Genomic DNA, 17,773 nt, shown 5'->3' with positions numbered 1-17,773 from the left:
CGGGCCGCTGCCGGGTTTCCCGTATTGGTCGCTCGGGTTGGTAAAGAAGCCGGCAGGCCAATGCTCCGCGATATGTGTCAGCGATAGGTCCGCTCCTCTATCGGCGTGAGCCTTATCTTTTCCAGCAGCATGTCCAGAAGAGCCTGTTCGGCGCGGTTCAGTTTCGCCTTCGGGTTCCAGACCACATGAACGTCGATCTCCGGCAGCGCGTCATAGGGTGGGAGTTGCCACAAAAGACCCTCTCGAATATCCCGCTTGGCAACGTGGACAGGCAAGGGGCCGATGCCCAGTCCGGCAATGATCATGCGCCGGACTTCTTCCAGGTTGGCCGATGTGCCGACGATCCGGTCTTCAAGATCCGCTTCCGCCCGCATCAGCGTTACCGGACGAAGGGCGTCTTCCAGCCGGTCGGTCACGAAGCTGACGGCGGACTGGCCGGCAAGATCGGCCTTTGTCAGGTTGGTCTTGCCGTAAAGCGGGTGAGGCGGACCGCAGAAGAGGCCGAAAAACTCCCGGAAAAGGCGCAGGTACTCAAGCTTTGGATTGCGTTCGCGCACCAGGCAGACGGCGAGCGAAGCCCGGCGGGACGTAACGGCTTCCAGTGCGTCCTTGCTGGCCGAAACGTTGATGGTGAGTGTTGCTGCCGGGTGCCGTTCGTGAAACTCGCGCAGGGTGTCGTCATAGAGAGGCGAAACCACGTGACTGGCCATGGCGATTTCGACGTGGCCGCGGATCTCGTCGGTGACGTCGCGCATCAGGGTCCCGAGCCTCAGGATGGAACCCTGGATCTCGATGGCTTCCTTCAACAGCAATTGGCCGGCTTCCGTCAGCTCGAACTGACCCGGCTTGCGATTGATGAGCTTGCGTCCCAACCGGTCCTCCAGCCGCTTCAGTGCGCTGGAAACGGTGGGCTGCTTGAGGCGCAGTCTGTCAGCCGCCCGCGTCACACTTCCGGACTGGGCCAGGACGATGAAGGTTCTCAGCAGGTTCCAGTCCAGTTCGCGGGCAAGCCGTTCCGCCTGGATAGGGCGTAATCCATCAGCCATTGATTAGATCTATAGTTATAATTTTCATTATCTATTTGATCAATGAACACCTGCCTGCGACGCTGAAGTCAAGCAATTTTGACAAGGCATCTGGCAGGGTTTGAGCGCATGAGCGTCGAGGCGCGGGAAAAACGACAGCCATGGATACTCCTTTCCCCTGCGCTCACAGCAGTGGGGCTGCTGCTTTTCGTGCCGCTTGTTTTTATTGTCGTCTATTCGTTCTGGCTGCGCACGGCCACGGGCGCTGACCAGGCGGGCTTTTACCTGGACAACTGGAACGAGGCGCTGACCGATCCCTTCTATCGGGACATCCTGCTCGGTACGTTGCGGATTGCCGCCATCACCACATTTGCCTGTGCCGCCATGGGTTATCCGGCGGCTTATTTCATTGCCCGTTCACGAGGCAACAAGGCCTTGCTGCTACTGTTGCTGATGCTGCCTTTCTGGATCAGCTACATCATCCGGACCATGTCCTGGATCAACATCCTGGGTGTATCCGGTGCGGTCAACTGGGCCCTGCTCAACCTCGGCATCGTCTCCGAACCGGTCCAGATGCTCTACAACGAGCCGACCGTGATCCTTGGCCTCGTGCATTTCCTGCTGCCCTTCATGGTGTTGAACGTCTATGTGGCGCTGGAAGGGATCGACGTTTCGCTGGAGGACGCGGCCTGTTCCCTCGGCTCCACCCGCTGGCAGGCATTCCGGGAAGTCACCTTGCCGCTGTCCCTGCCGGGGCTCGCCGCGGGAGGTCTGCTCTGTTTCGTGCTGAGTGCGGGCACCTACATCACACCGCTGGTTCTGGGTGGTCCGACGGACGCCATGTTCGCCAACCTCGTTTTCGAGGCGATCATCACACAGCTCAACTGGCCGCTCGGCTCTGCGCTCTCGCTCATGCTGCTCGCCGTCCTCGGCGCCCTGGTGCTGATCTACAACCACTATCTCGGCATGGGCCAACTGATGAAGGGGCTTGGCTGATGGGGTGGCAACTGATCCGGGCCTACACGCTGCTGGTCTATCTGTTCATGTTCCTGCCGGTCGCGGTGGTGGTTCTGCTCAGCTTCAACGCCAGCCAGTTCGGCAGCTTTCCGATGACCGGCTTCTCGTTCCGCTGGTTCGTCGAACTGGCCGGAAACGACGCCATCCTGCGGGCATTCCAGACCTCGATTGTCCTTGGTGCGCTGACGGCGCTGATCTCCACGACACTTGGTGTTCTGGCAAGTCTTGCCCTGGTGCGCTACGACGTGCCCGGCCGCAACCTGATCTCCACCCTCCTGATTGCGCCGATCCTGGTGCCGGAGGTGGTGCTGGCGGTCGCCTTGTTGCTGTTCCTGAATTTCCTGTCGATCAACAAGAGCTTCTTCCTGCTCCTGATGGGGCACGTCATCTTCACGCTGCCCTTTGTCATCCTTGTGGTGCAGGCCCGTCTTGTCGGCATCCGCCGCGACTACGAGGAAGCCGCACTCAGCCTTGGCGCAAGTCCCGTGCAGGCCTTCTTCCAGATCACGCTGCCGCTGCTGGCCCCGGCGGTCTTCGCGGGTATGCTCTTCGCCTTCACCATCAGCTTCGACGATATCACCGGCACCTTGTTCTGGAAGCCGGGCGGCGTCGAAACCGTGCCCACCCAGATCTTTGCCATGCTGCGCAATTCCATCTCCCCGGAGATCAACGCGCTCGGCACCGTGATGATTTTCCTGACCGTCGGCCTGCCGCTTCTCGGGCTGGCAATCGCCCGGCGGATGGCCATGCAGCGCGGCGGTTAGAACCGCGCGATCAAAGCAAGAAACCGACACAAGAACCAGAGTGGAAAACAAGATGGACAATACCAAACGCTATGAGCGTCTGCGCGAACGCTATCTCAACGGTGATCTCGACCGCCGCAAGTTCCTTGGCCTGATCGGGGCAGCCGGTCTCGCCTACGGTGTGCAGACACCCTTTGCCCGCCATGCCATGGCTGCGACGGAGGAAGTCCGCTTCGATGGTTGGGGCGGGGTCGTCTCGGAAGCCTTCCGCAAATATGCCTTCGATCCCTACACCGAAAAGACCGGCATCAAGGTCGTCGACGGAACGTTCGGCGGCGGTGATGAATATCTGTCGCGCGTCAAGGCCAGCCAGGAAGGCGAATACAATATCGCGCACCTGTCAGGCGTCTTCGACTACGCACGCTACGTCAATCTCGGGCTGAACTCGACGCTCAACGAGGACAACATCCCGAACCTGAAATACGTGATCCCGAAACTCACCGACGTCTTCCGCGGTGTCACCGACGGCAAGCTGTCCTGCGTGCCTTATGACTACGGCACCACAGGCATTGCATATAACCGGAAATACATCTCCGACGACGAAGCCAAGGAAAAGGGTGCAAAACTCCTGATCGACGAAGCCTACAAGGGCAAGATCGGCGGCTGGTCCGACTGGCGCACCCGCATCTGGTACGCATCGCTGCAGACCGACCAGGATCCGAACAACGCAACGGATATGGATGCCGTCTGGCAGGCTGTGCGCACCAACCGCGATCTGCTGTTGAAATACTGGCAGTCCGGTGCGGAACTGATGAGCCTTCTGGCCGAAGAGGAAATCTACGTTACCGAGGGCTGGTCCGGCCGGATCTACGCCCTTCAGGAGCAGGGCCATGACATCGGCTATATCGATCCGCCCAACGGTTTCGGCTGGCAGGAATGCCTGTTCGTGATCAAGGGCTCGCCCATGGAAGCTTGCGAGGAACTTCTGAACTTCATGCTGGCGCCCGAAACCTCGATCGCGGTCGCCGAAGGCCAGAACTACCCGCCGGCGCTTGACCCGACAAAGGTTGATCTCGGCAAGAAGATCCCGACCCTTCCGGCGTTCGATCCGACCGGCACGCTTGACGGTCTGACCTTCGCCAATCCGGAATACTGGAACAGCCACGAACAGGACTGGTCCAAGATGTTCGGGCGGATCCAGAAGGGTTACTGAACCCAGTACGGCCCCATCACTGACCCAGCACCTTCCGGCAGTTGCTGCCGGAAGGTCGTCTTCTCCCCAGGACCTGGAGAATTTGCGTGAGCGCGGTTTCCCTCAACAATATCGTCAAGAAGTTCGGTGGCTTTACCGCCGTTCACCGGATGAGCATGGACATCCCGGACGGAAGCTTCGTAACGCTGCTCGGCCCTTCCGGATGTGGCAAGACGACCACCCTCAGGATGATCGCCGGTCTCATCGACCCTTCCGAAGGCGACATCACCATCAAGGGTCAACGCATCAACGATGTGCCGATCCACAGGCGAAACCTTGGTCTCGTCTTCCAGAACTACGCGCTCTTTCCCCACAAGACGATTGCCGAAAATGTGGCTTTCGGCCTGAAATATCGCGACATCCCGAAGGCGGATGCCGAAAAGAAAGTGCGCGATGCGCTGGAACTGGTTCAGCTGCCCCATGTCAGCGACCGTTATCCCAAGCAGCTTTCCGGTGGTCAGCAGCAGCGTATCGCGCTGGCGCGGGCCATCGTCATAGAGCCGGACGTGCTGCTTCTGGACGAACCGCTGTCCGCACTCGACGCCAACCTGCGCGAGGACATGCGCGTCGAGCTGAAACGCATCCAGCATCAGATCGGCATCACCACCGTTTTCGTTACCCATGACCAGTCCGAAGCGCTCGCCATGTCCGATCGGATCGTGGTGATGTCCAACGGACGGGTGGAGCAGATCGGCACGCCGCAGGAGGTTTACAACACGCCTGCAAGCGAGTTCGTTTCGCGCTTCCTGGGCATCTCCAACATTCTGCCAGCGACGTGCCAGGCGGTGAACGGGCAGGAGCTGTCCCTTGAACTGCCTTACTTCGGCAAGATCAATGTGCCGAGGGAAAAGGCCCCCAATCTTTCACAGGCCGGTCCTGCACAGCTTGTTATCCGGGCTGAAAAACTTCTGCTGGCGGAAAAATCCGCTCCGGCGGATGATCGCATCGCGCTCGACGGCAAGGTCGAGGCGGTGGACTACCAGGGTCAGGCGGCACGGTATTTCGTTCGTGTCGGCGACCAGCAACTTCAGGTGATCAACATGATCGATCAGCACCCTTTCGAGGAAGGCTCGGACGTCTCCGTTCGCTTCCGTCCGCGCGACTGCGCAGCCCTGCCTGGAGCTGCTTCATGAGCCGTCCGCAAACCTCTCATCTGTTCTATCAGTCTCGTCAGCGCCGGCCTGTTCTGGACCAGGCGCGCGGCGTCTACATGTGGGACGTCGACGGCAAGCGCTATCTCGACGGTTCGTCCGGGGCGATGGTCTGCAACATCGGTCATTCCAACCCGCGCGTGCTGGAGGCAATGCGCAAGCAGATGGACAAGTCCACCTTCGGTTACCGCCTCCATTTCGAGACAGAGCCTGCGGAACTGCTGGCCGCCAGGACCGCCGCACTGGCGCCCGAGGGGCTGGAAAAGGTCTTCTTCGTTTCCGGCGGGTCGGAAGCGGTGGAGAGCGCCATCAAGCTGGCCCGCCAGAACGCCATCGCGATCGGACAGGCGCAGCGTTACAAGATCATCTCGCGCGAACCGAGCTATCACGGCTGCACGCTCGGCGCTCTGGCCCTGACAGGCTACGCACCCCTTACCGCGCCGTTCGACCCCATGATGCGGCCGATGCCGAAGATCCCGGCACCGCGTGCCTATCTCGACGGACTGGATCCGGACGACGAGGCAACGGGCAGACACTACGCCGACATGCTGGAGGCAAAGATCCTGTCCGAAGGCCCGGAAACGATCCTGGCCTTTATTGTCGAGCCGATTGGTGGCGCCTCCACCGGCGCGCTCGTGCCGCCGAAGGGGTACATGCAACGCATTCGCGAGATCTGTACGCGCTATGGCGTCCTGCTGATCCATGACGAGGTCATGACCGGTGGCGGGAGGACCGGAAAGTTCTTCGCCGGTGAACACTGGAATGTCGATCCGGATATTCTGGTGATCTCCAAAGGCTTTGCTGCTGGTTATGCGCCTCTGGGCGCCATGATTGCGCACAAGGACATCGTCACCAACGTGCTCGACAATGGCGGTTTCCTGCATGGTTTCACCTATGCCGGCAATCCGCTTGCCTGCTCTGCCGGTCTGGCGGTGCTGGAGGAGATCGAGCGGGAAAACCTGTGCCAGAACGCGGCCGAGACCGGGGCGCTCCTGAAGAGCGAACTGAAGAAGCTTATGGACCGCTATTCGATCATCGGCGACGTACGCGGCGAAGGGTTGTTGCTGGCCTTCGAACTGGTCGAGGACCGTGCAAGCCTGAGACCGCTCGCAAAGGAACTGAACGCCTTCAACGAACTGGTCGATATTGCTTATGAGAACGGCCTTATCATCTATTCCCGCCGGACGCGGGGCGGCTACAGCGGCGACCACTTCCTGATTGCGCCGCCCATGATCTCGACACCGGATCATGTTGCCGAGATCATCGAAGGTCTCGACCTTTCTCTCCGCCAGTTTCTCGACAGGATTTCGCAGCAACGGGCCAGAGCCAGCTGACATTCAAGACATGACAGACAAGATCATCATCACCTGTGCCGTCACGGGCTCCATTCATACACCCACCATGTCGCCTCACTTGCCGGTGACGCCTGCCGAGATTGCAGGCCAGGCGATAGGCGCTGCCGAGGCGGGCGCCGCAATCCTGCATCTTCATGCCCGAAATCCGGAAACCGGCCAGCCGTCGGCGCGGGAGGCCGATTTCATGGCCTTCCTTCCGGAGATCAAGGCGGGCTGCGGCGCGGTGCTCAACCTGTCCACCGGCGGCAGCGCCATCATGAGCCTGGAGGACAGGCTTGCCGGTCCGCTGAAGGCAGAACCGGAAATGTGCTCACTCAACATGGGCACAATGAACTTTGCGCTCTATCCGCTGGCCGACCGTTACGACGCGTGGGTTCATGACTGGGAGCAGCCTTTCCTGCGCGGAACGGATGATCTCGTCTTCAAGAACACTCCGCGGGATATCGAATTCGTGCTGACACAGATGGGCCAGCAGCGCGGTGCGCGTTTCGAGTTCGAATGCTACGATGTCGGGCATCTTTACATGCTGCGCCACTTCGCCGACCGGGGTCTCGTCAAGCCGCCGTACTTCATCCAGTTCGTCTTCGGCGTTCTGGGCGGTATCGGTGCGGACCCGGAAAACCTGCAGCACATGAAGCGGATGGCGGACAAGCTTTTCGGCGACGACTATATCTTCTCCGTTCTTGCTGCGGGCCGACAGCAGATCCCTTTCGCCACCATTGCTGCCAGCATGGGCGGGCACGTCCGTGTCGGGCTGGAGGACAATCTTTACATCGCCAAGGGTGAGCTGGCCCGCTCCAACGCGGAGCAGGTCACCAAGATCCGCAAGATTGTCGAGGAACTCGGGCGAACGGTCGCAACACCGGAAGAAGCCCGGCAGATGCTGGGCCTCAAAGGGGCCGGCGAGACGGCCTTCTGATCATGAGCAACATAACGATCAGGCGGGCGGAGCGGGCTGATGCCGAAAGGCTTCACGCAGCGCTGCTCCAGCTTTCGGCCGATATGGGCGACACTCACGTCGCCAGTCTTGATGATGTGATCCGTCACGGTTTCTCGGAAACACCCGCCTTCTTCGCGCTGCTTGCGATCCGGCCGTCTGACGACCGAACGCTCGGGGTGTTGCAGGCCTCGCCTGTCTTTTCGACGACGCGTGGCGGCACCGGTCTCTATGTTTCCGATCTTTGGGTCGATGGAGAAGCGCGCGGAGAAGGGCTGGGCCAGCGCCTGCTTGCCGCCAGTCTGGATCTTGCGCCTGATAGCTGGACGCCGATCTTTCTGAAGCTCGCCGTTTATCACGACAATCCGGATGCACGCCGTTTCTATGAACGGCTCGGTTTTGCGCCTCGGGAAGGCGAAACCGTCTTCGATCTGCGCGCACCGGCACTCGACAAATTGAGGGACCGCTCATGAAAGCCATATTTGACGACCGCCAATGGGTGCACGATCCCAAGCATTTCATGGCGAACGGCACCAGGCTGGCCAATCCGGAACAGCCGAAGCGCATCGAGGTCCTGACCGAAGGTGCCAAGGCGGCAGGTTGTCGTTTCGAGGTGCCGGACGATCACGGCCTCGGCCCGATTGCGGCTCTCCACTCTGCGGAATACCTCGTTTTTCTTCAGACCATCCATGAACGCTGGAGCCGGATCGAGGGCGCATCCGACGAGGTCATTCCGAACATTCATCCGGACCGGCGCACGGCAAGTTATCCGCGCTCCGCAGTCGGTCAGGCCGGGTTCCACCAGGCCGATACCAGTTGTCCCATCGCAGCCGGGACCTGGGAAGCGGCCTATTGGTCTGCCCAAAGTGCGGTCCACGGCGCGGACTTGATGGCGGCCGGGGAACAGGCCGCCTATGTGCTGTCGCGCCCTCCCGGTCACCATGCATTCGCCGATCTGGCGGGCGGCTTCTGTTTTCTCAACAACTCCGGCATTGCAGCCGAAAGGCTTCTGAAGGCAGGCAAGCGTCCGGCGATCCTCGACATCGACGTCCACCACGGCAATGGTACGCAAGGCATCTTCTATGAGCGCGGTGACGTTCTCACCGTTTCGCTGCATGCCGATCCGGTGCGGTTCTATCCGTTCTTCTGGGGCCACGGCCATGAGCGCGGCGAGGGCGCGGGACGGGGCTGTAATCTCAACCTGCCTTTGGCACGCGGCACCGGGGATGACGAGTACCTGAAAACCCTGGAAACGGCCTTCGACCACATTCGGGCCTTCGGCACCGATATTCTGGTTGTTGCCCTGGGGCTCGATGCTTATGAAAAAGATCCTCTCAAGGGACTCGCCATCACCACACCCGGGTTCGGACGGATTGGTGCTGCCATCGCGAAGCTCGGCCTGCCGGTGCTGTTCGTGCAGGAAGGCGGTTACCTGTCGGAAGAACTTGGCCAGAACCTCACCAGTTTCCTGAAAGGGTTCCAGGACGCATGATCGAGACATCGGATTTTCTGATCATCGGCGGCGGCATTGCCGGCACCGGGGCTGCGGCACGGCTTGCGCCGGACGCAAAGGTCACCGTGCTGGAAATGGAAGATGCGCTTGGCCGGCACGCGACCGGTCGCTCCGCCGCCATCTTCATCCGAAACTACGGCAATGCCACATTGCGGGCCTTGAATGCAGCTTCGGAGCCGGTTCTGAAGAACCCGGAAGGGATATCGGAGGAAAGCCTGCTGTCGCCCCGTGGTGAAATGCTGATTGCGACCGAGGACGAACTGGACGCGTTCAAGGCCTATCTGGACGGTGCCGACGGTATGGAAGTCCTGACGGCGGAAGAAGCTGTCGCCCTGTTTCCACTGCTTCGCAAGGAAACGATTGCCGCTGCTGCCATCGAGCGGGACGCGCAAGATATCGACGTCGACAGGTTGTTGCAGGGCTTTGCCCGGCTTGCACGAAAGGCCGGGGCGCGGTTCGTCACGGAAGCGCCCGCGCAACGCATTCTCAGAAGCGGCGGGCAGTGGCGTGTCGAGACGCCCAAGGGGGCCTTCGAAGCGCCGGTCCTCATCAATGCAGCCGGGGCCTGGGCGGATCAGATCGCGGGTCTGGCAGGCGTTCGCAAGGTCGGCCTGGTGCCCATGCGCCGCTCGGCGGCCATCGTGCCGCCGCCGGATGGTATCGATGTCACGAAATGGCCGCTCGTCGCCAGCGCATCGGAGCAATGGTATGCCAAACCGGATGCCGGCAAGTTCATGGTTTCGCCCGCCGATGAAGATCCTGTCGAACCGCATGATGCCTGGGCCGACGACATGGTTCTGGCCGAAGGGCTGCACCGCTTCGAACAGGCCGTGACCATGTCCGTCACGCGCGTTGAGCGGAACTGGGCGGGCCTGCGCAGCTTCGTTGCCGACCGTACACCCGTGGTCGGTTTCGCGCCGGACGCGGAAGGGTTTTTCTGGCTTGCCGGTCAGGGCGGCTACGGCGTACAAACGGCACCGGCGCTGTCCCGGCTCGTTGCGGATCTTTGCCTCAAACACCCGAGCGAGCTGCCCGAAAAGGTCGTGGCCGCTCTCGATCCCGCCCGCTTGTTCTGAGCGGGCGTCTGTTTCAAGACAAGAAGGAATTCAAACATGTCCGACATCAAACGGCTGGAAGTTGGCCCGCGCATGAGCCAGGCTGTCATCCATGGCGGTCTCGTCTATCTTGCTGGCCAGGTCGGCAATCCGGGTGACACTGTCACCAACCAGACCCAGACGATCCTGGAGCGCATCGATGCCCTTCTGGAGCAGGCTGGCAGCAACAAGAGCCGCATTCTCCAGACCACTATCTGGATGGACGACATGAAGGACTTTGCCGAGATGAACAAGGTCTGGGACGCCTGGGTCGATCCGGCAAACCCGCCGGCACGCGCTACCGGTGAAGCCAAACTGGCAGCCCCGGAATACAAGGTCGAGATCATCGTCATCGCGGCACTCGCTTAAAGCGAAGTTGGCCGGTTCGAAGTCAGGGACTCCGGTTTCACCCACCGGCGTCATCCCGGCCAAGCGCAGCGCGAGCCGGGATCGGGGAGCCAAGGAGCTATCTTTTGAGGCCGCTCAAACGAGAGGCCCCGGCTCACCGGTCCCGGATCTCCGCTCCGCTGCGTCCGGGAAGACGTACCGAGGGCTGTCTTCAAAAGAATCCGCCGCTCAAAAGTGTCGGGCGGGTCAATCTGAATGACGCAAAAGGCTGTGCGTTAAAAGAGAAAAAGCGTGTCGCCTGAATTCGAAAGATCGCGACACGCTTTATTTGTTGACGCTGACTTCATACTTCGAGATTGCTGGCAGCTTCGGCAACAAGCGAGCGCGCACGATTTGCGTCGGCTATCTCATGCGCCAGCAGCAAGGCGAGCTTGGCGAGGTAAAGCTCCCGTTGAGCGGATCCGATGGCATCCAGCTGTTCGGCCAAGGCCTCGTAAACGGTTTCCAGATCGGCGGGCGTCATGCTTGTCCTCCAGCGATTGCAAGCTCGAGAGCTTCGCGGATTGCCTCTGGTGAAGCGGTTTGCCAGCGCGCTGCAATGTGCATGTCAGGCCGGACGAGATAGGCACTGCCGGGTGAAGCTGCCAGCACTTCGGCCGCTTCCGTGCCCGGCCGCAGCACGATCGGGGTAAGGTCGAGGCCCTCAAGCTGATCTGCCAGCGCCGTATCGAAAGTCATCAGCGAAAACCCGTCGCCGAGCAGGTCGGACAGGAACCCGTCACCAACGCGGGCGTTCGGCAAGACAGCGCCGGGTTTTGGTCCACCTTCGAAGTTTTCGTCGTCCGGGGTAACAAGCGGACTTTCCGCATAAGTATAGGGCGTCATCTGGCGCGGGTTGGCGAGCTCTCCCGCAAAGGAGTGGCTGAGCGAAAGATTGAGAGCTGCGTCGCGCATCAATTGCCAGCCTGCCGTCGGAGGTGTCATGAAACGGGCAGACTTGGAGGCGTTCCGAAACACATCCAGCGTCGCCCCACGCCGCTCTGGCGTGTAGCTGTCGAGGAGATCCGGACCGGCCTTGCCGTTCAGTACCCAGGCGAGTTTCCAGGCAATGTTATGGGCGTCGGCGAGACCGTTGTTGAGGCCACGTACTCCAAAGATCGGCACGATGTGCGCGCTGTCGCCGATGAAAAACACCCGGCCGTCGCGGTAGTCATCCAGCGCCAGGGTGTTGGCCGAATAGATGCTCCACCATTCCAGGCCCCAGTCCCCGTCATAACCGATTTCCGTCAGAACCGCGGCCACTGAGGCACGCACGGTGTCCTCGCGGATGGCTTCGGCTTCGTCCTCGCCATCGCGAAGCTGATAGTCGATGCGCCAGATATTGTCGGGCTGCTTGTGAACAAGGATCGTTCCGCCCCGGCGACAATCCGGATCGAACAGGGCGCGTCGGATCGTCGGGTAATCATGCTCCATCTGGACGTCGGCAATCACGTAGCGGCCTTCAAAATTCTCGCCCTTGAGCCGCAGAGCGCGCAAGCTCCGGACGGTGCTGCGAGCACCATCCGCCGCCAGCAACCAGTCACAGGTCATCTGGTAGGTGCCAAGCGGATCCTCGATTGTCAGTCGCACACCCTGCTCAAGATCCTCCAGACCGCAGACCCGGCTTTGCCATCTCGTTTCGATCAACGGCTCCCGCTGGATCGCATCCCACAGGTACTGCTCGATATATTGCTGTTCGAGGTTGTACATTGGCCGGTATTTCTCGCGCGGACTGTCCGGCATCTCAAATTCGAGGATCTGCCTGCCGCGATAGAAGCTGCGGCCCGTGGTCCAGCCGAGCGATTTTTCCAGGAAGGGCTCGACTGCGCCAAGCCGGTCGAGAATGTGGTAGCTCTGCCGGGCGATACAGATCGCGCGGCTGCCGTCGTTGAAGGTGGACTTCGCGTCCACCAGGACGCAAGCAATTCCTTCGCGGGCAAGTGCCAGCGCGGCAGTCATGCCGACCGGCCCCGCTCCGGCAATGGCAACACGTGCAGGCCGGGTCAGATGCGCACGGTCCGTCGGCGATTCGAAATGCGGATAGGTGAAATAGAGCGAGTCCGTTTCGGCACGTCCGGCTGGCCTCATTTGAGGATCCTCCCTGATTGTTGGCAGAAGATTAGGAGCCTTGCCGTCTCGCGTCTGTCCCCTTTCGGGGAGGACATGCTATCAGCATTTCATGAGCACTCCGGACGGACACACCACAGCCTGTCACATCGAAGCCTGCCTTGCGGATCTGGGCACGGATCGGTTTGCCCAGACCTTTGTCTCGTTTGTCGAAACGCTCGGTGTCGACCAGATCATGGTTTTTGCAATCGAGAACACGCAGGCTCGCTGCCTGCTGTCGTGGCACTTCAGCCGCTCCGTCATGGCCGGAAAACTTGCCGAGACCTATCTCGACGGCTGGTTTCTCAAGGATCCTCTGTTGCCCGATCTGGTGGCGTCGCCGCCTCAGTCCGTGACCTTGAGCCGGCTCGCCGAGATCGAGGGCCGAATGAGCACAGACTACCGGAAGCTCTTTTTCGAAAATCCCGGCATGCTGGCAAAGACGACATTGCTTGCGGTCGGAGAAAAACTGCGCCTTTTCGTCAGCCTCTATCAAAGCGATCCTGCCGCTCCCCTGTGTGATCCGGATCTTGCACGCCTTGCAGGCCGTCTGGCTCTGCTCCATTTCGAAAAGGCATCGGACACGGATCTGCCACCGCCTTTGGCGGCGCTCAGCGAGCGGGAGCGTTCGGTGTGTTTGGGCATCCTGTCCGGTCGCAAGGCGGAGGCGATTGCAGCAGATCTCGATGTCGCTCCTTCGACAGTCATCACATACCGCAAACGCGCCTACGCAAAGCTTGGCATTACCTCCAGAGCCGGCCTCTTCGCAATCTGCGGGAAGTAGCTGCATCTCGTCAGGGCGAGCCGCGTCAGAAACCTGCAACTCGTTGACAGGTACCAGGGGCGCTCCTAATGATGCTCTCATGTGCGAAGAAGATACTCATATCGTGTCCCGGCTCGCTTGCATCCCAATAGGCGGGATGCAGGCTGATTGTGTACGCTGAGTTTCAAGCGTTTCGCGCACCTGCACCCCCCGCCGGATCGGGCGGGGCTTTGCCTGTTGCGGTGCGCGCCGTCCATCGGCACTCTGATGGAGAAATAAATGGCACAAAACATCTATGACGAACCGGCCTTTTTTGAAGGCTACAGCCAGCTGCCCAGGTCGCAGTTCGGCCTTGACGGGGCTCCCGAATGGCCTGCTATCCGGGCACTGTTGCCAGAAGCAAATGGGCTGCACGTTGCAGATCTCGGCTGCGGGTTCGGCTGGTTTGCCCGCTGGGTCCGGAGCGCTGGTGCTGCGCATGTACTCGGTTTCGACTTGTCTGAAAACATGCTTGCCCGTGCGCGGGACGAAACCGAAGACGATGCGATCGTTTACCGGACTGCTGACCTGGAAACCCTGAAGCTGCCTCAGGCTGCCTTCGACCTGGTCTACAGCTCGCTCGCCTTTCACTATATCGAGGACTTCAACCGGCTGGCCGGAGAGATCTTCAGATCACTAAAGGCAGGAGGCAGTTTCGTCTTCAGCATCGAACACCCGATCTTCATGGCACCAGTAGAACCTGGATGGATCGAGCTGAACGGCCGGAAGTCTTGGCCGGTCAACCAGTATCTTCGCGAAGGAACACGGGAAACCAGTTGGCTGGCCGATGGCGTCGTCAAATACCACCGTACCATCGGCTCCACGCTCAACACGCTGATCGCGGCAGGTTTCACGGTTGATCATGTACTGGAATGGTTCCCCGGCGAAGAGCAGATCGAAGCCATGCCATCGTTGGCGGAAGAGATGGAGCGCCCGATGATCCTGATCGTCAAGGCACGCGTTTGAGTCCGGAGCGCAGGCGGTTCAAGAACGGCCGCCTGCGCTTCCTGCGCTCAAGGCACTCATCTGCCTTGCCGTTTCCTCGTCTGCGGGAAAGAAGGCCTCGATGGCGATTTCGGACAAGGTGACATCCACGGCCGTGCCGAACACCGTCGTGGTGCTCAGAAAGCTCAAGGTTCCGGTGGGGCCTTGCAGATAAAGCGGAACGGCGATGCGTCCCTTCTGTGACGGTGCCTCGTTTCGTGATTTGCGCGACCGGTCCGGAGCCATCTCGGCGAGTTCGTCCCTGAGCGCGGCAAGCTTCGGGTCGGCGGACTGATCTACCTCATGTGCGAGGCGTGCAAGAATATGGGCGTGCCATTCACCTAGGTTGAGGATGCGCGGGGCCAGACCATCAGGGTGCAGGCTGAGACGAAGCACATTTACCGGTGCTTCCAGCAGATGTGGCGCGACGCCGTCCAGCAGGGCAAAGATCGCCTGATTGGCGGCCTGCAGCTCCCAATGCCGGTTCACGGCAAGGGCAGGGTGGGGCAGATGTCCGTCGAGGATCTGCCGGACAACAGCGGTTGCCGCGGCAAGTTCAGGCTCATCCAGCCCGTGCTGCGGATATTGCGGGGCATGGCCTGCCGCGACGAGAATGGCATTGCGTTCACGCAAGGGGACATCCAGCTGTTCGGCAAGATGCATCACCATGTCCCGGCTCGGACGAGACCGTCCTGATTCCAGAAAACTCAGGTGGCGCTGAGAGATATCCGCTTCACTGGCCAGTGCAAGCTGGCTCATTCGCCGGTGTTGTCGCCACTGGCGCAGCAGGTCACCCGCCGTTTCCGCTGTTCGTTTCATGAGCATTACCCTGTCGGCGCAGTTTCGAAGATTCAATTACCTGCGAAGTAATCGACTTCAGAACATCGATTGGCAATCCTCTTGTCATCGCCACTCGCAGTGTGCGGGTGGATTTCACGAGTGGAGACAGATGATGACCAAATCGAATTCAGGTGTTCCGTTACAGGTGGTTCTAAGGTTTGACGCGCTCACCTGTGCGGTGATGGGTGTCCTGCTGGTCGGCGCATCCGGATGGATTGCCGGATTGACGGCACTTCCAGGCGAGCTCCTGTTCTGGGCAGGTCTGGCCTTGTTTCCGGTAGCGGTTTTCATGGGAGTGTTTGCGTTTGCCGGTCAGGTGCCTGTCTGGGCGTCAAGCCTGGTAGTTGCCGGCAATCTTCTTTGGGTGCTGGCCAGTTTGCTGCTGCCGTTGACGGGCCTGATTGCTCCCAACGTGCTGGGCTGGGCGTTCCTCTTGGCGCAGGCCGTTGTCGTGCTCTGCTTCACCTGGCTGGAGTGGAAAGCCGCAAGGCCGCAGCCCGTCATTGCGCAACCGCTAGCTTGAAGAGGCCGGACCATGACCTGTTACGCCATCGGCCATCTGCGCGAAATCGAAATGGGGCCCGACATCGTGGCCTATCTGGAAGGGATCGACGCAACGCTGGCACCCTTTGACGGTCGCTTCATCATCCATGGTGGCGAGAAACATCAGCTGGAAGGCGCGTTCCAGGGGGACCTCATCGTGATTGCCTTTCCTGACCGGGTACGGGCCGAGGCCTGGTATGCATCGCCGGCCTACCGGACGATCCTGCCGCTGCGCCTGAACAAGGCGGTGGGCGAGGTGTTCCTGATCGAAGGTGTCGACGCGGATCACAAGGCAACGGACGTGCTTTCGTGATCTTCCGACGAAGTCGCAGCACGAAAAGGAAAGGCCGGTCCCGATGAGGAACCGGCCTTTTGACTTGTTGTCCTTGCCTGCGTCCTAGAAGCTGATGGCAACTCCCATCAACGGGCCGTGTGTGACCGTGTCATAGCTGAAGGCGGATCGGCCGGACTTGTCGTTGTCGTAATCGACGCCGGTTGCCTTGTATTGCAGATGCAGCGCGACACGATCGTTGAAGTGATAGCCGACACCGCTTTGCAGACCCCAGGTGAAGTCCGACACCAGGCCAAAACCACCGACGTTTCCGCTGCCGAACAGCGACCATTTGGGTGCCACGAATACCTGCCCGCGAACGCCGATCACCGGATCGATCCATTGTTCGGTGATTGTTCGGGTAAAGGTGTTGGCTGGCGTGTTGGCACTGACCTTCAGCTGATTGTACCACCAGCGACCCCCGGCATAGGCTTCGGCCCAGTTCCGGTCCTGACGCCAGAAGCGGTAGCCGAAGAAGGCTTCGGTCACCAATTGCTTGACGCCAGCATCGATACTGCCGCCGACACGTGGGAAACTCCGGCCCTTGCCAAGGTCCATGTAGGCCACGTCCAGTGTTGCGCCGAAACGATTGTCGTAAAGCGCCTCGAAATGACCCATCGCCCCGAATTGTAGGTTCTCGAAAATGGTTCCGGGGGAAACGTCGAGCGACGTGTCGGGCAATCGGCCGATACGGCTGTTTCCCTGAATGGTCGGGGCAAGCAGGTAAGGCGCGATGACGAACTTCCACGCTCGGTCGACACGCACATCCGGTGTTTCAACCGGAGCAGGCGCTTGTGCCAGATCGGCAGCCTGAGCACCCCCGGTCAGCAGGCTGGCCAAAATCAGTAGAAATGCAGCTCTTTTCATATTACCCCGCCCCTGTTGGGTGCCTATTTCGGGAAAAGAAAGGTCACTGCAGCCCGCGCGCCGAAGCCCTCGGGGCCGTTGTCGGAACTTGCTGCATAATACCGAACACCTGCCTGAAAGCTGATGGGTTGCTTGTCGATGGTCACAAGTTTGGCAACCATGGCGTTGATCGGCACGGACCATTCGTCCGACGTCCAGTCATAGGTGCTTTCCGAGTTCAGCGTGAAGGTCCAGGCGTCGTCGGTCGTGTAGGACAGGAACGGCTGCAGGAAGGTCGAATTGACGTCGCTACGATTATCGTCACCTGCGTATGACCAGACGTGGTTAACTAGCCCGCCATAGGTCCACGGGCCGGATTGACGCAGCACAACGCCCGTCGGACCGGCGCCCCATTTGCGGGTGCTCAACAGGTCGTCGGTACCTGTGGGCAGCAGCAACACCGGACCAAGGCCCCAGATGATCCCGCCGGACGTTGGCTCCTTTGGCGAAAAGAAGAAGCTCTGCGTCGTGTCGCTGAGACCGAACTGCGTGCCTGAATTTCCGGCAATGTCATCCTGCCAGACAACGGGCAGGATCGTTCGAGAGATCAGGTTCCAGTCCTCGTTGAGCGAGAACGGCACCACGGGCTGTATGTTGAGCGTGACCTTGTTGCCGTCGGCGGGGCCAAATCCGTGATCGTAGTTCCATTGAAACGGGACGCTGATGAGAGACGCCACGGGATTGGAGAGCTTCTTGGCAAGTTCGGAATCCTGAGCACCTGCCGGTGTCATCTGGAAGAAAAGCGCCAGAGCGCTCAAGGTAACCAATTGCTTCATGGTCTCATGCC

20 protein-coding genes are annotated in these 17,773 nt (G+C 60.4%); 14 read left to right on the top strand and 6 right to left on the bottom strand.

Annotated features, from left to right (window positions below; genetic code table 11):
• Positions 1–77: 77 nt before the first annotated feature.
• Positions 78–1,046: a LysR family transcriptional regulator gene (locus tag ACP90_RS22430; RefSeq protein WP_062490167.1), complete on the bottom strand. Its 969-nt coding sequence runs from the start codon at positions 1,044–1,046 to the stop codon at positions 78–80.
• Positions 1,047–1,154: 108 nt separating this feature from the next.
• Here ACP90_RS22430 and ACP90_RS22425 point away from each other — a divergent pair, with 108 nt between their 5' ends.
• The 10 genes from ACP90_RS22425 (at position 1,155) to ACP90_RS22380 (ending at position 10,456) form a co-directional block, all read left to right on the top strand.
• Positions 1,155–2,021, top strand: coding sequence for an ABC transporter permease (locus ACP90_RS22425; RefSeq protein ID WP_062490165.1), 867 nt, complete (start codon positions 1,155–1,157; stop codon positions 2,019–2,021).
• Positions 2,021–2,806 (top strand): ABC transporter permease, encoded by a 786-nt coding sequence (locus tag ACP90_RS22420; RefSeq protein ID WP_055657952.1) that lies wholly within the window; start codon positions 2,021–2,023, stop codon positions 2,804–2,806. Before ACP90_RS22425 ends, ACP90_RS22420 begins: the two co-directional genes overlap by 1 nt.
• A gap of 52 nt (positions 2,807–2,858) precedes the next feature.
• Positions 2,859–3,998, top strand: a complete 1,140-nt coding sequence (locus tag ACP90_RS22415; RefSeq protein WP_062491878.1) for an extracellular solute-binding protein — start codon at positions 2,859–2,861, stop codon at positions 3,996–3,998.
• Between the two features lie 86 nt (positions 3,999–4,084).
• On the top strand, positions 4,085–5,170 hold the full coding sequence (locus ACP90_RS22410) for an ABC transporter ATP-binding protein (RefSeq protein WP_055657954.1): 1,086 nt from the start codon (positions 4,085–4,087) through the stop codon (positions 5,168–5,170).
• Complete coding sequence (locus ACP90_RS22405; RefSeq protein ID WP_062490164.1) at positions 5,167–6,522, top strand: aspartate aminotransferase family protein; 1,356 nt, start codon at positions 5,167–5,169, stop codon at positions 6,520–6,522. Before ACP90_RS22410 ends, ACP90_RS22405 begins: the two co-directional genes overlap by 4 nt.
• Before the next feature lie 10 nt (positions 6,523–6,532).
• Positions 6,533–7,462, top strand: coding sequence for a 3-keto-5-aminohexanoate cleavage protein (locus tag ACP90_RS22400; protein ID WP_062490162.1), 930 nt, complete (start codon positions 6,533–6,535; stop codon positions 7,460–7,462).
• A 2-nt stretch (positions 7,463–7,464) separates the two neighbouring features.
• Positions 7,465–7,953, top strand: coding sequence for an N-acetyltransferase (locus tag ACP90_RS22395; RefSeq protein ID WP_023001909.1), 489 nt, complete (start codon positions 7,465–7,467; stop codon positions 7,951–7,953).
• Positions 7,950–8,972: a histone deacetylase family protein gene (locus ACP90_RS22390; RefSeq protein ID WP_062490160.1), complete on the top strand. Its 1,023-nt coding sequence runs from the start codon at positions 7,950–7,952 to the stop codon at positions 8,970–8,972. Before ACP90_RS22395 ends, ACP90_RS22390 begins: the two co-directional genes overlap by 4 nt.
• Positions 8,969–10,069, top strand: a complete 1,101-nt coding sequence (locus ACP90_RS22385) for an FAD-binding oxidoreductase (protein WP_062490159.1) — start codon at positions 8,969–8,971, stop codon at positions 10,067–10,069. The genes ACP90_RS22390 and ACP90_RS22385 overlap by 4 nt, the downstream gene beginning before the upstream one ends.
• 36 nt (positions 10,070–10,105) lie before the next feature.
• Positions 10,106–10,456 carry a RidA family protein gene (locus ACP90_RS22380; RefSeq protein ID WP_023001906.1) on the top strand — a complete coding sequence of 117 codons (351 nt, stop codon included), beginning with the start codon at positions 10,106–10,108 and terminating at the stop codon, positions 10,454–10,456.
• 322 nt (positions 10,457–10,778) lie between these two features.
• Here the strand turns inward: ACP90_RS22380 and ACP90_RS22375 are convergent, their stop codons facing one another.
• Positions 10,779–10,958, bottom strand: a complete 180-nt coding sequence (locus ACP90_RS22375; protein ID WP_023001905.1) for a hypothetical protein — start codon at positions 10,956–10,958, stop codon at positions 10,779–10,781.
• Positions 10,955–12,562 carry an FAD-dependent monooxygenase gene (locus ACP90_RS22370; RefSeq protein ID WP_062490157.1) on the bottom strand — a complete coding sequence of 536 codons (1,608 nt, stop codon included), beginning with the start codon at positions 12,560–12,562 and terminating at the stop codon, positions 10,955–10,957. Before ACP90_RS22370 ends, ACP90_RS22375 begins: the two co-directional genes overlap by 4 nt.
• Before the next feature lie 91 nt (positions 12,563–12,653).
• Here ACP90_RS22370 and ACP90_RS22365 point away from each other — a divergent pair, with 91 nt between their 5' ends.
• Both ACP90_RS22365 and ACP90_RS22360 read left to right on the top strand, forming a co-directional pair.
• Entirely contained in the window at positions 12,654–13,364 is a 711-nt protein-coding gene (locus tag ACP90_RS22365; RefSeq protein ID WP_062490154.1) for a helix-turn-helix transcriptional regulator, read from the top strand.
• 258 nt (positions 13,365–13,622) lie between these two features.
• Complete coding sequence (locus ACP90_RS22360; protein ID WP_062490152.1) at positions 13,623–14,348, top strand: class I SAM-dependent methyltransferase; 726 nt, start codon at positions 13,623–13,625, stop codon at positions 14,346–14,348.
• Between the two features lie 18 nt (positions 14,349–14,366).
• Here ACP90_RS22360 and ACP90_RS22355 read toward each other — a convergent pair whose 3' ends face one another.
• The gene (locus tag ACP90_RS22355; RefSeq protein ID WP_062491876.1) at positions 14,367–15,185 is read right to left on the bottom strand and encodes a helix-turn-helix transcriptional regulator; all 819 of its coding nucleotides are present in this window, start codon (positions 15,183–15,185) and stop codon (positions 14,367–14,369) included.
• Positions 15,186–15,315: 130 nt separating this feature from the next.
• Between ACP90_RS22355 and ACP90_RS22350 the strand changes: the two genes are divergently transcribed.
• Both ACP90_RS22350 and ACP90_RS22345 read left to right on the top strand, forming a co-directional pair.
• Positions 15,316–15,729 (top strand): hypothetical protein, encoded by a 414-nt coding sequence (locus ACP90_RS22350; RefSeq protein ID WP_062490150.1) that lies wholly within the window; start codon positions 15,316–15,318, stop codon positions 15,727–15,729.
• Between the two features lie 12 nt (positions 15,730–15,741).
• On the top strand, positions 15,742–16,062 hold the full coding sequence (locus tag ACP90_RS22345) for a DUF1330 domain-containing protein (RefSeq protein WP_062490148.1): 321 nt from the start codon (positions 15,742–15,744) through the stop codon (positions 16,060–16,062).
• 84 nt (positions 16,063–16,146) lie between these two features.
• Here the strand turns inward: ACP90_RS22345 and ACP90_RS22340 are convergent, their stop codons facing one another.
• Both ACP90_RS22340 and ACP90_RS22335 read right to left on the bottom strand, forming a co-directional pair.
• On the bottom strand, positions 16,147–16,947 hold the full coding sequence (locus ACP90_RS22340) for a hypothetical protein (RefSeq protein WP_062490146.1): 801 nt from the start codon (positions 16,945–16,947) through the stop codon (positions 16,147–16,149).
• A gap of 23 nt (positions 16,948–16,970) precedes the next feature.
• Positions 16,971–17,762, bottom strand: a complete 792-nt coding sequence (locus ACP90_RS22335; protein ID WP_062490145.1) for a hypothetical protein — start codon at positions 17,760–17,762, stop codon at positions 16,971–16,973.
• Positions 17,763–17,773 lie beyond the last annotated feature (11 nt).

This window comes from Labrenzia sp. CP4, from assembly GCF_001579905.1.
Lineage (GTDB): Bacteria > Pseudomonadota > Alphaproteobacteria > Rhizobiales > Stappiaceae > Roseibium > Roseibium algicola.
This window is presented reverse-complemented; position numbering and strand designations above follow the sequence as displayed.